The organism is Streptomyces sp. CA-251247 (assembly GCF_050952975.1).
Classification (GTDB): domain Bacteria; phylum Actinomycetota; class Actinomycetes; order Streptomycetales; family Streptomycetaceae; genus Streptomyces; species Streptomyces achmelvichensis.
Window position 1 is genome coordinate 2,927,621 of record NZ_CP191861.1, and the last position, 14,386, is coordinate 2,942,006.

At 70.0% G+C, this 14,386-nt stretch carries 10 protein-coding genes and 1 pseudogene; 3 read left to right on the plus strand and 8 right to left on the minus strand.

The genetic code is table 11. The annotated features are described in order from the left end of the window. Positions 1 to 174: 174 nt before the first annotated feature. Positions 175 to 1,095: a lysylphosphatidylglycerol synthase transmembrane domain-containing protein gene (locus ACQPWZ_RS12785; protein ID WP_433571376.1), complete on the minus strand. Its 921-nt coding sequence runs from the start codon at positions 1,093 to 1,095 to the stop codon at positions 175 to 177. Between the two features lie 639 nt (positions 1,096 to 1,734). Between ACQPWZ_RS12785 and ACQPWZ_RS12790 the strand changes: the two are divergent. Then, a pseudogene (locus ACQPWZ_RS12790) lies at positions 1,735 to 2,334 on the plus strand (class I SAM-dependent methyltransferase family protein); the annotation flags it as partial. A gap of 147 nt (positions 2,335 to 2,481) precedes the next feature. On the opposite strand, the gene ACQPWZ_RS12795 reads toward ACQPWZ_RS12790, so the two are convergent. Next, positions 2,482 to 2,952: a DUF1772 domain-containing protein gene (locus tag ACQPWZ_RS12795; protein ID WP_433571377.1), complete on the minus strand. Its 471-nt coding sequence runs from the start codon at positions 2,950 to 2,952 to the stop codon at positions 2,482 to 2,484. A 158-nt stretch (positions 2,953 to 3,110) separates the two neighbouring features. Further along, positions 3,111 to 4,733 carry a YfbK domain-containing protein gene (locus tag ACQPWZ_RS12800; RefSeq protein WP_433571378.1) on the minus strand — a complete coding sequence of 541 codons (1,623 nt, stop codon included), beginning with the start codon at positions 4,731 to 4,733 and terminating at the stop codon, positions 3,111 to 3,113. Between the two features lie 358 nt (positions 4,734 to 5,091). On the opposite strand from ACQPWZ_RS12800, the gene ACQPWZ_RS12805 reads away from it, so the two are divergent. Next, a complete protein-coding gene (locus ACQPWZ_RS12805) occupies positions 5,092 to 5,793 on the plus strand; it encodes a DNA-binding response regulator (RefSeq protein WP_433571379.1) in 702 nt (233 codons plus the stop codon). A gap of 123 nt (positions 5,794 to 5,916) precedes the next feature. Here ACQPWZ_RS12805 and ACQPWZ_RS12810 read toward each other — a convergent pair whose 3' ends face one another. The 3 genes from ACQPWZ_RS12810 to ACQPWZ_RS12820 form a co-directional block, all read right to left on the minus strand. Beyond that, entirely contained in the window at positions 5,917 to 6,774 is an 858-nt protein-coding gene (locus tag ACQPWZ_RS12810) for an ABC transporter permease (protein WP_383232638.1), read from the minus strand. Further along, positions 6,771 to 9,542, minus strand: a complete 2,772-nt coding sequence (locus ACQPWZ_RS12815) for an alpha/beta fold hydrolase (RefSeq protein WP_433571380.1) — start codon at positions 9,540 to 9,542, stop codon at positions 6,771 to 6,773. The genes ACQPWZ_RS12810 and ACQPWZ_RS12815 overlap by 4 nt, the downstream gene beginning before the upstream one ends. A gap of 211 nt (positions 9,543 to 9,753) precedes the next feature. Further along, positions 9,754 to 10,707 (minus strand): class I SAM-dependent methyltransferase, encoded by a 954-nt coding sequence (locus ACQPWZ_RS12820; RefSeq protein ID WP_433571381.1) that lies wholly within the window; start codon positions 10,705 to 10,707, stop codon positions 9,754 to 9,756. A gap of 122 nt (positions 10,708 to 10,829) precedes the next feature. Between ACQPWZ_RS12820 and ACQPWZ_RS12825 the strand changes: the two genes are divergently transcribed. Next, positions 10,830 to 12,017: a S8 family peptidase gene (locus tag ACQPWZ_RS12825; protein WP_340473172.1), complete on the plus strand. Its 1,188-nt coding sequence runs from the start codon at positions 10,830 to 10,832 to the stop codon at positions 12,015 to 12,017. 69 nt (positions 12,018 to 12,086) lie between these two features. On the opposite strand, the gene ACQPWZ_RS12830 is transcribed toward ACQPWZ_RS12825, so the two are convergent. Both ACQPWZ_RS12830 and mmsA read right to left on the minus strand, forming a co-directional pair. Continuing rightward, on the minus strand, positions 12,087 to 12,665 hold the full coding sequence (locus ACQPWZ_RS12830) for a DUF4291 domain-containing protein (protein WP_433571382.1): 579 nt from the start codon (positions 12,663 to 12,665) through the stop codon (positions 12,087 to 12,089). Between the two features lie 220 nt (positions 12,666 to 12,885). Continuing rightward, positions 12,886 to 14,385 carry a CoA-acylating methylmalonate-semialdehyde dehydrogenase gene (mmsA, locus tag ACQPWZ_RS12835; RefSeq protein WP_340473174.1) on the minus strand — a complete coding sequence of 500 codons (1,500 nt, stop codon included), beginning with the start codon at positions 14,383 to 14,385 and terminating at the stop codon, positions 12,886 to 12,888. Between the last annotated feature and the right edge of the window lies 1 nt (position 14,386).

Here is a 14,386-nt window from a genome sequence, read left to right on the forward strand (position 1 = left end):
CGGTCCGCGGTCCGCGGTTGTCGTCGGCCATCGGCCATCCGCCATCCGCCGTGCTGTCGCGGCGAGTCTGGTCGGTGAGTGCGATCAAGGGCAAGGCGAGGTTCATGCGGTTCGTGCGGGTCGTGCAGTTCATGCGGTTGATGCGATTCATGTGATTGATGTGGTTCGTGCGCCCTACAGAATCCGCCACCGGACCAGCGCCGCCAGTACCGCCACCCCTGGCAGGAGCGGCAGCCACACGGTGAGAAGGCGGAATCCGAGAACCGTCGCGGTCGCCACCACCAGCGGAGCTCCGACCATGACCAGCGCGACGGCCAGCGCGGGTTCGACGGAGCCGATGCCTCCCGGCGCGGGGATCATGCCGGCCGCGATGCTCGCCGCCAGGTAGGCCACGACGATGTGGTACCAGGGGACGGAGACCCCGAGGGCGAGCGCGACGCAGACCAGAACACCGGCCTGGAGCAGGGGGAAGGCCACCGCGCCGCCCCACAGGGCCAGCGTCCGCGAGGGCTTCTTGTGGAGCGCCCGCACGTCGGTGAGGGCGGTGCGCAGGAAGTCGAAGACGATCCGACGCAGCCGCCGGGCCACGAGCAGCACGACGGTCACCGCCGCGATCAGGACGACCGCGACGAGGACCACGGTGAAGACGGCCCGCCCCGGCGGCACGAGTTCGTCCAGCCGCAGCGCGCCCGGGAACGCCAGCACGAGCGTCACCAGCAGCCCGACCCTGGCGATCGCCTCGACCAGCGAGTAGAGGGCGAGGGCGGCCGTCGAACGGTCCAGCGGAATGCCGCAGCCGCGCAGAAAACGCAGAGTGACGACGTGCGCGCCGAGCCCCGCGGGGAGGAGATGGTTCGCGGCGCCGGCCGCGAACTGGGAGGCCAGAAGCTTGCCGGTGGGCAGCCGCTCGACGATGGTTCCCTGCCGGACGCACGAGGCCGCCACCCAGCACAGCCCGGTGACGACGCCGCCCATGACCAGCCAGCCGATATGGGCGCCGCCGAGCCGGCTGACTCCGGAGGCAACCAGAGACCAGTTGCTGACGGCCCAGGCGGCAACGAGGGCGAACGGAACGAGGCAGATGATCTGCCGCACGGGGAGCCGCCGGAGGCGTTCGAGCGGTCGGCCATGCCGCGTTGGCGGCGCCGGCACAAGCACCTGCGTAACGTCCGGGGCAAGACGCTCCGTCCCGTCCGGGGCAGGGGTGTCGGCGGCGGTGGATCCTGCTCCGCTCCGAGGGTCGGGCGCGGCCTGACGGTCGGGTTCGACCTCAACGGGCGTCGCGGACGAGGACGCGGCCGGGGGCTCGAACGGGGTCGGGGTCGGGGTCGGGGTCTCTGGCGGGATGAGGGTCTCGGGCATGGCCACGCTCTCGGCCGTCCTTCTTCGTCGGGCGCGTCACGCTTCGCGAGCGCGATAGGGGCGGGAGTGGCTTTCCGGAACCTGCCCTTCGCTTCCGACATCCCGGTGTCCTGAAGCCGACATCCGGTGGATACGTCGGTGGCGGACACACGTCGACGGACCACCGGAACGTGTCGGCGACGGGTACGCGTCGGCATACTGAAGCACGCCAGGTGCCGGCTCCAGCGGTGTACTCAATCGGCGTCACCGTACGGGCATGCGCCTCGGCGTACTCAGAGCCACATCGAGTAGGGGCGCGGATATCACCTGCTCGCCCGGACCCCGATGCTGAGCGTCATGACGAACCGGCTGAAAGACGCGCAATGGGCAGCCATGCGACTGCTGCTGGGGAGCGTCGGGCGGCTCAGTGAGGGCGTGAGGATCGGATACCGGCACGGCTTCGACAGCGGGCAGATGCTCGACTACGTATACGTCGACACGGCGCACGGTGCCCTGGGAGTCGGTCGGATCATCGACCGCGTGTATCTGAACGCCGTGGGCTGGCGGGCCATCCGGGCGCGGCGTGAGCTGCTCAAGGACGTGCTGCGCAAGGAGATCGCGGAGCGCGGCGGCGATGTCTTCGTTCTGGATGTGGCGTCCGGACCCGGCCGCTGTCTCCAGGATCTGGTCGAGGAGCACGGGGACGGGCCGGACGGATCGCTGCGGGTGGAGTGCCGCGACCTCGATCGCGCCGGTCTGGCCCAGGGCGAGGAACGGGCGCGGGAGCGAGGTCTGGAGGGCATCTCGTACGTCCACGGCAACGCGCTCGATCCCCTCCCCTGCGACCCCGCCCCGGATGTGATCGTCGTGTCCGGGCTCTACGAACTACTGCTGGACGACGCCGTGATCGCCGCGTCCGTCCAGCGGCTGCGCGGACTGCTCGCTCCCGGTGGTGTCCTGGTCTACACGACGCAGACCCGCCATCCTCAGCTGGCGTTCATCGCCAACGTGCTGCCCAATCGGGACGGCACGCTGTGGGTGATGAAGTGCCGTCCGTCGAACTGGCGGAGGAGTGGGCAGCCGCGGCCGGCTGTACCGGGGTCGCCAGCCGACGGGAGGCGGTGGGGCTGTTCACCGTCACTACAGCGCGGCGCTGACCATCAGCGCGAACGCGGCGATGGTGAACAGCGTGCGGATGATGTGCAGCTGGTTCCAGCGCGGTTCGAAGGCCGCACGGACCTCGGCGGCCGGAGCCGTGGGTGTGGCCTTCTCGGACGCGGCGAGCGCGTTGTTCAGTGGGATGTTGCCGATGATGGTGATCAGGTGGTTGATCACCGCACAGGCCAGACCGGCGACGAGCAGCCACTGCTGGGTGTCGGTGCGGTCGTCCACGGAGATCGCGAGGGCGAGAGCCGGGAAAACGATGATCCCGGCGAACGTCAGCAGGAACAGCGGGCGCGGCACGACTTCGTTGATGCGGCGCATGACGGGCAGGAATTGATCATCGGTCAGCTTGGCGAGCGACGGCATGATCGCCGTCTGGAACGTCAGCATGAAGCCCGCGTACAAACCGTTGAAGATGATCGCGAGCGCAAGGAGAAGGGTGGCCATGGCGGACATCATGGCCCGGCACGGCAGGCGGCGCAGCAGTCCCGTCGTGCCGCTCGGCCACGCCTCGCCTCCCTACCGCCCTTCCCCGGCCCGTCACTTCCTTCCGACCGTCCGTCCCCCGCTCCTTCTGTCCGTCGTGCCGTCCGCCCTTCGGGACCTCAGTCCTTGATTCGCTGCGCCTGGGTGATCGACTCGGCGAGCTGACGCACCGCGCCATCCTCCGTGGTGTCCGCCAGCTTCCTTGCTCGCTTTGCCAGTTCACCCAGGCCGGGTGCGCCCGGCATCGAACCGCCGCGCAGGGACTCGGCGAAGTACGCAGCGACCGCGGTGACCTGGAACCTACTGGAGGCCCCGCCCCACAACGCACCGTCGACCGCGTTCGTCTCGACCGAGCCGGTCTGCTCGTGCGGTGCCCGCGTCTTGGGGTCGAGCCAGCGGACCGTCGCCGTGGCGACGTGGCCGCTCGCACCCTCACGCAGCCGCACCGCGTAGAGGGCCGTGACCGTGTGGCCCGGGCCGACCTCGCCGCCGTCCACCCGGTCGTTGCGGAAGTCCTCATCCGCAACAGCCCGGTTCTCGTAACCGATGAGCCGGAACTGCTTCACCGTCTCGGGGTCGAAGGCCACCTGCGCCTTGGCGTCGCGCGCCCGCAGTTCGACGTGGCTGGGCAGCTGGTCCACGAACACCTTCCGGGCCTGCTCGCTGGTGGAGACATAGGTGGTGTGGCCGTCCCCCTTGTCCGCGAGCCGCTCCATGAGGTCGTCCCCGTACTCACTGCCGACCCCGACGCCGAACAGCGTGATGCCGTGTTCCCGTCGGGCCTCGTCGATCCGGTCGAGGATCGCTTCGGCGTCGGTCTCGCCGGTGTTGGCCAGGGCGTCGGAGAGCAGGACGACACGGTTGGTGGCTCCGCGCCGACGGCCCTCGACAGCCTCCTCGTAGCCGGTCCGCACGCCCGCCTCGACGTTGGTGGAGTCGGTCGGCTCCAGGCCGTCGATCACCTTGTGGATCCGGGAGCGGTTGCCGTCGAGGCGGGTCATGGGCAGTCGGGTCTCGGCCTCGTCGCTGAAGGTGACGACGGCGATGGAGTCGTCGTCGCGCAGCTGGTCGGTGAGGATTCCCAGCGACTCCTGGACGAGATCGAGCCGGCCGGGTTCCGCCATGGATCCGGAGATGTCGATGACGAAGGTGAGGGCGGCGGGCGGGCGTTCGCCCTTGCGGTCGGACGGGCGGGTGGAGAGCCCGACACGCACCAGCGACCAGTCGTCGCCGCCTTCCACCTCGCCACCGACCTCCCCTCGGACCTCGCCCTCCGAGCCACGAGGACGAGCTCCGTCGACGGTCACCGAGAAGCCGTCCCCTTTGGGCCGCGGATAGTCCTGTCGGAAGCTGTTGATGAACTCTTCCGGCCGGATGTTCTCCGCGAGGGGCTGCTGTCCGTCCTTCAGCGTGCGACGGGCGTAGCCGTACGAGGCGGTGTCCACGTCGAGCGCGAACGTCGAAAGGTAGTCGGCCGGCGGCAGGGACTTGTCGTACGCACCGTTGTCCTGCCGCTCCCCTTCTGTGCCGCCGTCCACGCCCGTCGCAGGCGCACCTCCTCCGCCGTCCGGAGCGATGGGAGCGGGTGCCGGCTCGGCACCGTCGTTCCCCCGCTGTTTGGAACCGTCGTAGGAGGAGCTTCGGTCGCTCTGGCCACCGGCACTGCAGCCGGCGGTCAGCAGCATCCCTCCGGCCAGCACCGCAGCGAGTAGTCCCCTGTACGTCCTTGCGCAGAGCTTCATCCGGACCCCCTGATCGTCAGCACTTGTGAATGTGACGTCCGAGACGGCCCAAAAGAGCAGACGAAGGAGTTGCGGATGAATCTCAATGCTGCAACGGGCGGAAGGAGTTAATCCGGTCCGTGGGGCGGCTGAGGTGCCGGCGCACGCTGTCGTTCGCTCATGGTCCCCGTTCCTTTCCCTCGGTTCGTGCCTCCAGCCTGCCCACGCCAGGCGCCGAACAGAAGGGCATGGCAAGGACTCGCCAGTCTCTGACCAGGCCCTTGTCACCATGAGCAGCGCTGTGCGTACATGGAGTTGCCTACGCGGATCCGGGGGGACGGACCGTGGGGCGGCGGGAACGGCAGGGGGATGGTGTGCCATGTCGGTGGCAGTGGTTCCGGGCTCCGTGCTCGGCCAGGAGATGACGAGGTCTGTCCTGCGGGAGACGCCAGGACAGCCGGTCACGGGAGTGGCGAACGTCAGAGCGGCCTTGACCGGCCTGGTCCGCTCGGCACGTCGCGAGCTCCTCAGCTTCGACGACCCGGCCGGGGCACTCGGCCGCGGAATCGCGGAGCCCTTCCTGGAATTGGCCTGCGCGGGCGTCCGCGCGAGCGGCGAGCGGACCGCCACGGTCCGGCGGATCGCGCCCCGCCACAGTCTGGTGCACATCCGCGATGGTGCACGGTTTCCCGGTGACTCCCGGGTGACCGACACCATTCCGTTCAAGATAATCGTCGCCGACCGCGCGGTCGCCGCCGTTCCTCTCGATCTGGAACTGCACGACAACGGCGTGCTGCTGATTCGCGATCCCGTTGTCGTCCAGACCTTGGTGCGCACACATCGCGCCTGGTGGGACACCAGCGAGGAACTGACACATCATCCGGCGCCCGACGAAGCGCCGGCCCATCTGCGGCCGGTGCTCAAGGCCTTGCTGGCGGGACTCACGGACGAGGCGGCCGCGCATCGGCTGGGAATGTCCGGGCGCACATACAGCCGGCGCGTGGGTGAGCTGATGACCGCCCTCGGCACGACGAGCCGCTTCCGGGCGGGAGTGGAAGCGGCCCGTCGTGGCTGGGTCTAGGCCTGGCCAAGGCGACGTGTGGTCACCCGTGCTCACGCGTCGCCCCGCCTCGCCTCGCCTCGCCCCGCCTCGCCTCGCCTCGCCCCGCCTCGCCTCGCCCCGCCTCGCCTCGCCTCGCCTCGCCTACGACACGATGTCCTTCCGGGAGAAGTTCCGGAAGGCGAGCGCGAACAGCACCAGCGCATAGGTCACCGATACCGCTGCCCCCTTGACCATGCCGCCCCACTCCAGTTGCGGCTGGAGAGCGTCGATCCAGGCGAACTGCCAGTGCGCCGGCAGCACATCGCGCCACGAGCCGAGCGCGGTGACCGCGTCCAGCACATTGCCGACGATCGTCAGACCGACCGCTCCGCCGACCGCGCCCAGAGGGGCGTCGGTCTTGGTGGACAGCCAGAACGCAAGCCCTGCCGTGACCAGTTGGGAGACAAAGATGAAGGCGACGACGAGAGCCAGCCGCGGCAGAGTGTCGCCCGTGGCAAGGGATCCGCCCGTGGGCAGTTCCAGTGGACCCCAGCCGTAGGCGATCGTGCCCGCGATCAGGGCGACGAGCGGCAGCAGCACCATCGCTGCCGCGCTGAAGCCGAGCGCCACCGCCAGTTTCGACCACAGCAGTCGGGAGCGCGGCACGGGAGCGGCCAGCAGGTAGCGCAGGGACGACCAGCTCGCCTCCGACGCCACGGTGTCCCCGTGGAAGAGCGCGACCGGGACCACCAACAGAAAGCCTGCCGAGACGAAGAGGGAGGTGGCAGCAAAGTTGGCGGCTGAGGCGGTGGCCGTGTCGATGAGGGTGATCCGACCGCCCTCATCGCCGTCCGGGGTGCCGCCGATGGCGAAGGCGATGATCAGCACGAGGGGCAGTGCCCCCAGTACCGCGGCCATCACCATGGTCCGCCTGCGCTTCAGCTGCCGCACAGCCTCGACGCGCAGCGGCAGGGTGTGCCGCGCCCGGTATCCGGGGGCCGAGTCGACCAGCGTGCTCATGCGGAACCTCCGATCAGGGTGAGGAAGGCATCCTCCAGGCGGCGGTGCGGGCCCACGCCGGTCAACGGCACGTCCAGCCGGACGAGTTCACTGATCATCGACATGGCGCTCGCTCCGTCCAGTCGGACGAGCAGCCCTTCGTCCACGCGGACGGCGGAGCCGATCCCTGCCAGGGCACCGATCTTCTCGATCACCGGATCGGGCACTTCCGTGCTGGTGGTGACCAGCAGGGTGTCGCCCTCGCCCGTGATCTCCGCGACCGGTCCTGCCTGCACCAGCCGGCCGCGGTCCATGACCACCAGATGGGTGCAGGTCTGCTCGACCTCGGAAAGGAGGTGACTGGAGACGATGACCGTGCGGCCTCCGGCGGCGTACCGGATCATCACGTCCCGCATTTCGCGGATCTGCGGCGGGTCGAGCCCGTTGGTCGGCTCGTCGAGGATCAGCAGATCCGGCAGACCGAGCATGGCCTGGGCGATGGCGAGACGCTGTCGCATGCCTTGCGAGTAGGTGCGAACCGCACGGGCGAGGGCGTCACCGAGTCCCGCGATCTTGAGGGCGTCCTCGATGTGCGCGTCCTCGGCGGGGCGGCCGGTGGCCCGCCAGTAGAGCTCCAGGTTGTCGCGGCCGGACAGATGCGGAAGGAAGCCCGCGCCTTCGACGAAGGCGCCAACCCGGGAGAGGACGGGCGCGCCCGGGCGGATGGCCTGGCCGAAGACGCGGATTTCGCCCGCGTCGGGACGGATGAGCCCCATGAGCATGCGCAGGGTGGTGGTCTTGCCCGCGCCGTTCGGTCCGAGGAGGCCGAGCACCTGCCCCTTCTCGACGCGGAAGGACAGGTCCTGCACGGCGTAGCGGTCGGAGGACTTGGAGTACCGCTTGGTGAGTGCGGTGATCTCCAGCGGGACGGCGGCGAGTTCGGGGTCCGGCGCCGGGGCGGCAACGCGGCGGCGGGCGGTGAACAGCAGCGCGGCTGCCACGAGCGCACCGGCGGCCGGGAGGCCCCAGGTCCACCAGGGCAACCCCGAGGCCTGGGTCTTCACGACCGGCGCAGTGGGCACCGACAGCGCCGCGCCGTCGGCGAGAGCGACGGTGTAGGTCGCGGGGTTCGGCGGCGAGGCGTATGCGAGGTCGGTGGCCGAGAGCACGAGACGCAGCCGGTGTCCGGCGTCGACCTCGTGGTCCACGGCGGGCAGGGTCAAGGAGACGTTCTTGGCCTGCTGGGTGCCCTCGATGCGGACGGGGGCGACGAGTTGGGAGGGCAGGACCTGTTGGCGGCCGTCGGGGCCGACGTCGTAGACCTTCCCGAACAGCACCGCGTCGCCGTTGGAGGAGGTGACGTTGACGCGGACGGTCGGGGAGCCGGTGATCCGCAAGGACTGCTTGAGGGGGCGCGATTCGAAGCGTGCGAACTGACCGGGGAAGTCGAGGGAGAGTCCGACTCCGAGGGAGGAGAGCTGGTTGATGCCGCCGCTGATACCGGGGACGGCGGAGATGGCGGGCGGGGTGCCGCCGGCCGGGTTGGAGAACGTCTGCTCGCGGCCGCTGAGCGGGATCGGCCGGGCGCCGCTCTCCAGGCCCGGGTAGCGGTTGCCGGTCGCGCCGCGCAGCAGAGCCTGGCCGTCGGTGGAGTCGACACCTCCGGTGCGGCTGACGCGGAAGGCGGGTCCGGTGGCGGCGTTCTTGTCCTGGCCGAGGTAGCGGTCGAACCAGGAGCTGATGCGGCTTTCGATGCGGGCGGTCTCGCGGTCGCCGCCGTCGTGTCCGCCGGCGATCCAGTCGACGGAGACGGGCGCGCCGTTGGCCTTGATCTGCTGAGCCATGGCGTCGGCGTGCGCGAGCGGGAAGAGCGAGTCGGACTGGCCCTGGATGATCAGGGTGGGCACCTTGATGCGGTCGCCGACGGCGGAGGGGCTGCGGCCTTCAAGGAGCTGTTCGGCCGCGGCGTCGGGTTTGCCGGCGACGGCGACGCGCTCGTACATGGCGCAGAGGGCGGGCTGGAAGCGCCCGCAGGCGCCGGGGTTTGCGGGCCCTGCCGGGGATCCGGGGGCGCTGTTGCCGCCCGACCCCGCGGGGTCGTCTCCGGCCCCTGCCGGAGCGTCTCCGCCAGGGGTGTCGGCCGGTGCGTCGCTGGAGGGACCGGCGGGGTTGCCGCCTGCCGAGCCGGTGGAGAAGAAGATGCCTGCCCAGAGCTTCTTGAAGACGCCGTTCGGGAAGAGGGCGTCGGAGAGGTTCCAGTAGGAGATCGCCGGTGCGATGGCGTCGACGCGCTTGTCGTATCCGGCGGCGAGAAGCGAGATGGCGCCACCGTAGGAGGCGCCGGCGACTCCGACGCGCGGGTCGCCGTCGGCGTCCAGCTGCACCTCGGGGCGGGCGGCGAGGTTGTCGATCAGCCGGGAGACGTCCTTGACCTCGTGGTCGGGGTCGTTGAGGCCGATCTGTCCGGTGGATTCGCCGAATCCCCGGGCGGACCAGGTCATCACGGCGTAGCCGTCGCGGGCGAGTTTCTCCGCCTGCGAGCGGACGTCGTCCTTGCTGCCGCCGAAGCCGTGTCCGAGGAGAACGGCCGGACGGCGTTCGCTGCCGCCGGTGCTGAAGTAGGAGGTGTCGATCTTCGCCCCGGGCATGGCCTGCACCTTGTCCTGCCGGTGCACGGTCGGGGCGCTGTCGTCGGCGACCGCGGTCCAGGTGCCCGCGCCGGCGAGGACGGCCAGGGCAGCGCCGCCTGCGAGCCATCGGCCGCGCGGCCGGGGAAGTCGGATCTGCATGCTTGAAACCCTAAGCGGAATGCCTGTGGGCTCTCGGCTGCCGCCAGGGGGAAGTGGTCGGCATCCCCGAGTAGTAGGTGGGGCGGTCCGCGTACAGCAGCCGCGGTATGCGCGGACCGCTGCGTGTAAGGGCCTGGCCGTCGCCCGGCACCAGCACCGGCACCGGCACCGGCACCCGACCCTCCTCCCCTCCCCCTGCGGCCTGCTCTGCTCAGCCGGGCCAGGTGGCGGTCACCAGCCAGAGACGCGCGGTGAGCACGACACCGTTCTCGCTCCCACCCTTGCTCTCGCTCCAGCCCTCACCCTCCCTCCAGCCGTCGCCCTCGCCCCCTCCCTCGTTCCCGCCCTCTCCCTTGCTCCCGCCCTCACCGTCGCCCTTGTTCTCGTAAGCGCGGAAGGCCTCGGTGGCGGCCGCGCGGGCTCGGGTCACCGCGTCGGGATCGGCGTCGCGCAGCCAGTGGCGCATCGGGCCCCAGTCGAAGAGGAAGCCGGTGGCATCCTCGGCGTCCTTGCCCCACAGCTGGGGGACCTCGAGTTCCGTCGCGGTCGCGTTCTCGTAGCCGGCGTCGCGCAGGATGCCGGTGGTGCGGGTGGGGTCGGCGAAGGAGGTGGGCCCGGTTCGGTCGTCATGGGACAGGTCGGGCAGGGTCACCTGGGTCGCGATCGCTGTGAAGATCTTGTACTGGCCCACGCGCCGGAATGCCTGCGGACAGACGAAGGCGAGCCGCCCGCCGGGGCGCAGAGCACGTCCGACGTTGGCGAAAGCGGCGACGGGATCGGCGAAGAACATGACGCCGAAGCGGCTGAGAGCGACGTCGAATGAGGCGTTTTGGAAGGGGTGCACCTGGGCGTCGGCGCGGACGAAGGAGACGTTGTCGATGCCCTCTTGGGCGGCTTTGCCACGGGCGGTTTCCAGCATGGGTCCGGAGAGGTCGACCCCGAGGGCATGTGCGGCCTGGCCTGCGGCGATGCGGGTGAGGTGGCCGTTGCCGCAGCCTATGTCGAGGACGGAGTCGGAGGCGGCGACCCGGGCCGCTTCGAGAAGCGGAGTGTTGGCGGGGTCGTTGAGGCTGTCGTAGCGGGACGGGTGGTCCGCCCAGTGCCGCCCCTCATAGCCGTTCCATGCCTCTGCCTGATGGGTGTTCACAATGTGTGCGTCCGTCATGCGAACCATGGTGACGCTCCCTTGTGTCGTACGTCACGTCACGAGACGCTGGTCAGCGCGTCCGCATCCCCTGGCACCATGCACACCCGTACTTGCCCGTCTCCCGGTCAACGAAAGGTCAGGTGCACGAGATGAGAACCCCCACCCGCCGCTTCGGTGCGCTGATACCCGCAGTCGCACTTGCGGCAGGTCTCCAGTTCGCCGCTTCCCCCACCGCGCAGAGCGCGACGATCGGCGACCTCCGTCTCGCTCCTTCCTCAACTGCCGTCGCCAACAGCTGGATCGTCGTCCTGAAGGACGGTTCGACACGTGCCGCGGACTTCGGCGTCACGCCCAAGCACACCTACCGCAACGTTCTCGCGGGCTTCTCCACGACGATGTCCGACGCGAAGGCGGCGAAGCTCGCCGCCGACCCGCGGGTGAAGTACGTCGAGCAGAACGAAACGGTTCGCCTCAACGACACCCAGACGAACCCGACCTGGGGCCTCGACCGCATCGACCAGCGGGACCTGCCGCTGTCGAAGTCGTACACCCACAACACACCGGCCTCGAATGTGAACGCGTACATCATCGACACCGGAATCCGCACGTCCCACAGTGAGTTCGGCGGCCGTGCGAGCGTCGGCACGGACACGGTGGGCGGTGGCCAGAACGGTCAGGACTGTCAGGGACATGGCACTCATGTCGCCGGCACGGTCGGCGGCAAGACGTACGGCGTCGCCAAGGGCGTCAAGCTCATCGCCGTACGCGTCCTGGACTGCAACGGCTCCGGCACCACCGCCGGTGTCATCGCGGGCGTCGACTGGGTGACCGCCAACGCCAAGAAGCCGGCGGTGGCCAACATGAGCCTGGGCGGCGGGACGAACACCTCGCTGGACAACGCGGTCAAGAAGTCCATCGCCTCCGGCGTGAGCTTCGCCGTGGCCGCGGGCAACGGCAACTTCCTCGGCATCCCGCAGAACGCGTGCAACTCCTCCCCCGCCCGCGTCCCCGAGGCGATCACGGTCGGTGCGACGGACAACACGGACCGCCGGGCGTCGTTCTCCAACTTCGGAACGTGCCTGGACCTGTTCGCGCCCGGTGTGGACATCACGTCGGCGTGGCGGACGAACGACACCGCCACCAACACCATCTCGGGCACGTCGATGGCCACGCCGCACACGGCGGGCGTCGCGGCGCTCTATCTGGCGACCCACACCACCGCGACCCCGGCGCAGGTGCGGGACGCCCTGGTGAACAACGCCACGAACAACAAGGTCCAGGACCCGAGGACCGGTTCGCCGAACAAGCTGCTGTACTCGCTGTTCTAGTCCGTTCACGGACGCCGAGCAGATGAAGCCCCCGGGACGCGGCCGGTGCCGTCGCGTCCCGGGGGTTTCTCATGCCGCGTCACCCTGATCCGGATAGGGACGCTCGTCGGGCAGCAGGCCGCGGGCGGTGTCCAGGTCGCCCTGGCGGACCAGGGCGTGGATCCGGTGGGCGAGCGGAGTGACGTCGGTGACGGAGACGGTCCACTCGTCCGCGTAACGGCGCGACGCCTCCCCCGCGAGTCCCAGCTGGAGCGAGCGGTACGGCAGCGGCCGCAGATGCAGATCGCGTTCGGGATCCCACTGCACCCTGGCCGGTGAGCTCTTCAACTCCCGCTTCCAGGACACCTGGTCGGGGTGCACATCCCTGTCGTAGTGCGAGAGGCAGGAGTTCTCCAGGGCCCAGTCGAAACCGTCGCGGGCGATCTCGACAGCGAGGACGACCTCCTGTCCTTCCTTCAGCCCCCAGCCGCAGCGGTACATCATCCACAGGAACGACGGCTTGATCCACGTCATGCGGTCGCGCTTCCAGGACGCAGGGAAGCGCCCCTCCCGCGCCGCGGGGACGCCGATGACGGGTGAGTACGCCTGGTAGACGGTGATCGTCGAGGCGGTGTGGAGCGCTCGGATGCGGCGCGCAGGCTCGTGCATGCCCATCAGAGTGCGGCCGGCCCCCGACGGCGGACCACTGATTTACGGCTCCGTCCGCGCGACGGTCACCGCTCCGCCGGCTCACCCGCCACAGCAACGCCCGCGCCCCCCGTCACGGCAACGCCCGCACACCGCTCACGGCTCCGGCCCGCACGGAAGAGATTCCGTACGGGCCGGGAAGCAGGCCGGGGGCCGGAGAGACACCCGGACGAGAGCGAACTCAGTGGTTGCGCGGGAAGCCCAGGTCCACGCCCACCGGCGCCTCCGACGGGTCCGGCCAGCGGGTCGTGACCACCTTGCCGCGGGTGTAGAAGTGCACGCCGTCGTTGCCGTAGATGTGGTGGTCGCCGAAGAGCGAGTCCTTCCAGCCCCCGAAGGAGTGGTAGCCGACGGGGACCGGGATCGGGACGTTCACGCCGACCATGCCCGCCTGGATCTCCAGCTGGAAGCGGCGGGCCGCTCCGCCGTCGCGGGTGAAGATGGCGGTGCCGTTGCCGTAGGGGGAGGCGTTGATGAGGTCCACGCCGTCCTCGTACGTCTCCGCGCGCAGCACGCACAGCACCGGGCCGAAGATCTCGTCGCGGTAGGCGTCGGAGTCCGTGGAGACCTTGTCGAGCAGCGACAGGCCGATCCAGTGGCCGTCCTCGAAGCCGTCGACGGAGTAGCCCGTGCCGTCGAGGACGACCTCGGCGCCCTGGGCGGCCGCGCCCTCGACATAGGACGCCACCTTGTCGCGGTGGGCCTTGGTGATCAGCGGGCCCATCTCGGACGTCGGGTCGTTGCCCGGGCCGATCTTGATCTTCTCGGCGCGCTCGCGGATCTTGTCCACCAGCTCGTCCGCGACGGAGCTGACCGCGACGACCGCGGAGATCGCCATGCAGCGCTCGCCCGCCGAGCCGTACGCGGCCGAGACGGCGGCGTCCGCCGCCGCGTCCAGGTCGGCGTCCGGCAGGACCAGCATGTGGTTCTTCGCGCCGCCGAGCGCCTGGACGCGCTTGCCGTTGGCGGAGGCCGTGGTGTGGATGTAGCGGGCGATGGGGGTCGAGCCGACGAACGAGACCGCGCTGACGTCCGGGTGCTCCAGCAGCGCGTCGACCGCGACCTTGTCGCCGTGGACGACATTGAGCACGCCGTCGGGCAGGCCGGCCTCCGCGGCGAGCTCGGCCAGCAGCATGGCCGCCGAGGGGTCCTTCTCGCTCGGCTTGAGCACGAAGGTGTTTCCGCAGGCGATCGCCAGCGGGAACATCCACATCGGCACCATCGCCGGGAAGTTGAACGGCGTGATGCCCGCGACGACGCCGAGCGGCTGGCGGATCGCGGCGACGTCGACCCGGTTGGAGACCTGGGTGGACAGTTCGCCCTTGAGCTGTGTGGTGATGCCGCAGGCGAGTTCCACGATCTCCAGACCGCGGGCGACCTCGCCCAGCGCGTCGGAGTGGACCTTGCCGTGCTCGGCGGTGATCAGTGCGGCGATGTCGTCGCGGTGGGCGTCCAGGAGCGCGCGGTAGCGGAACAGGATCGCGGTGCGCTGCGACAGCGAGGCCGTGCCCCAGGTCGCGAACGCCTCCTTCGCCGCCGACACGGCCGCGCCGACCTCCTCGGCCGAGGCCAGTGCCACCTGGGTGGTGACGGCGCCGGTCGCCGGGTCGGTGACCGGTCCCCAGTTGCCGGACGCGCCCTCGACGGTCTTGCCACCGATCCAGTGGTTGACGGTCTTCATT

Bases quoted from the DNA above. Each gene is read 5' to 3' on its own strand.
- ACQPWZ_RS12800 (WP_433571378.1), bottom strand. From the start codon at position 4,733: ATGAAGCTCTGCGCAAGGACGTACAGGGGACTACTCGCTGCGGTGCTG.
- ACQPWZ_RS12815 (WP_433571380.1), bottom strand. From the start codon at position 9,542: ATGCAGATCCGACTTCCCCGGCCGCGCGGCCGATGGCTCGCAGGCGGC.
- ACQPWZ_RS12810 (WP_383232638.1), bottom strand. From the start codon at position 6,774: ATGAGCACGCTGGTCGACTCGGCCCCCGGATACCGGGCGCGGCACACC.
- mmsA (WP_340473174.1), bottom strand. From the start codon at position 14,385: ATGAAGACCGTCAACCACTGGATCGGTGGCAAGACCGTCGAGGGCGCG.
- ACQPWZ_RS12820 (WP_433571381.1), bottom strand. From the start codon at position 10,707: ATGACGGACGCACACATTGTGAACACCCATCAGGCAGAGGCATGGAAC.
- ACQPWZ_RS12805 (WP_433571379.1), top strand. From the start codon at position 5,092: ATGTCGGTGGCAGTGGTTCCGGGCTCCGTGCTCGGCCAGGAGATGACG.
- ACQPWZ_RS12795 (WP_433571377.1), bottom strand. From the start codon at position 2,952: ATGGCCACCCTTCTCCTTGCGCTCGCGATCATCTTCAACGGTTTGTAC.
- ACQPWZ_RS12830 (WP_433571382.1), bottom strand. From the start codon at position 12,665: ATGCACGAGCCTGCGCGCCGCATCCGAGCGCTCCACACCGCCTCGACG.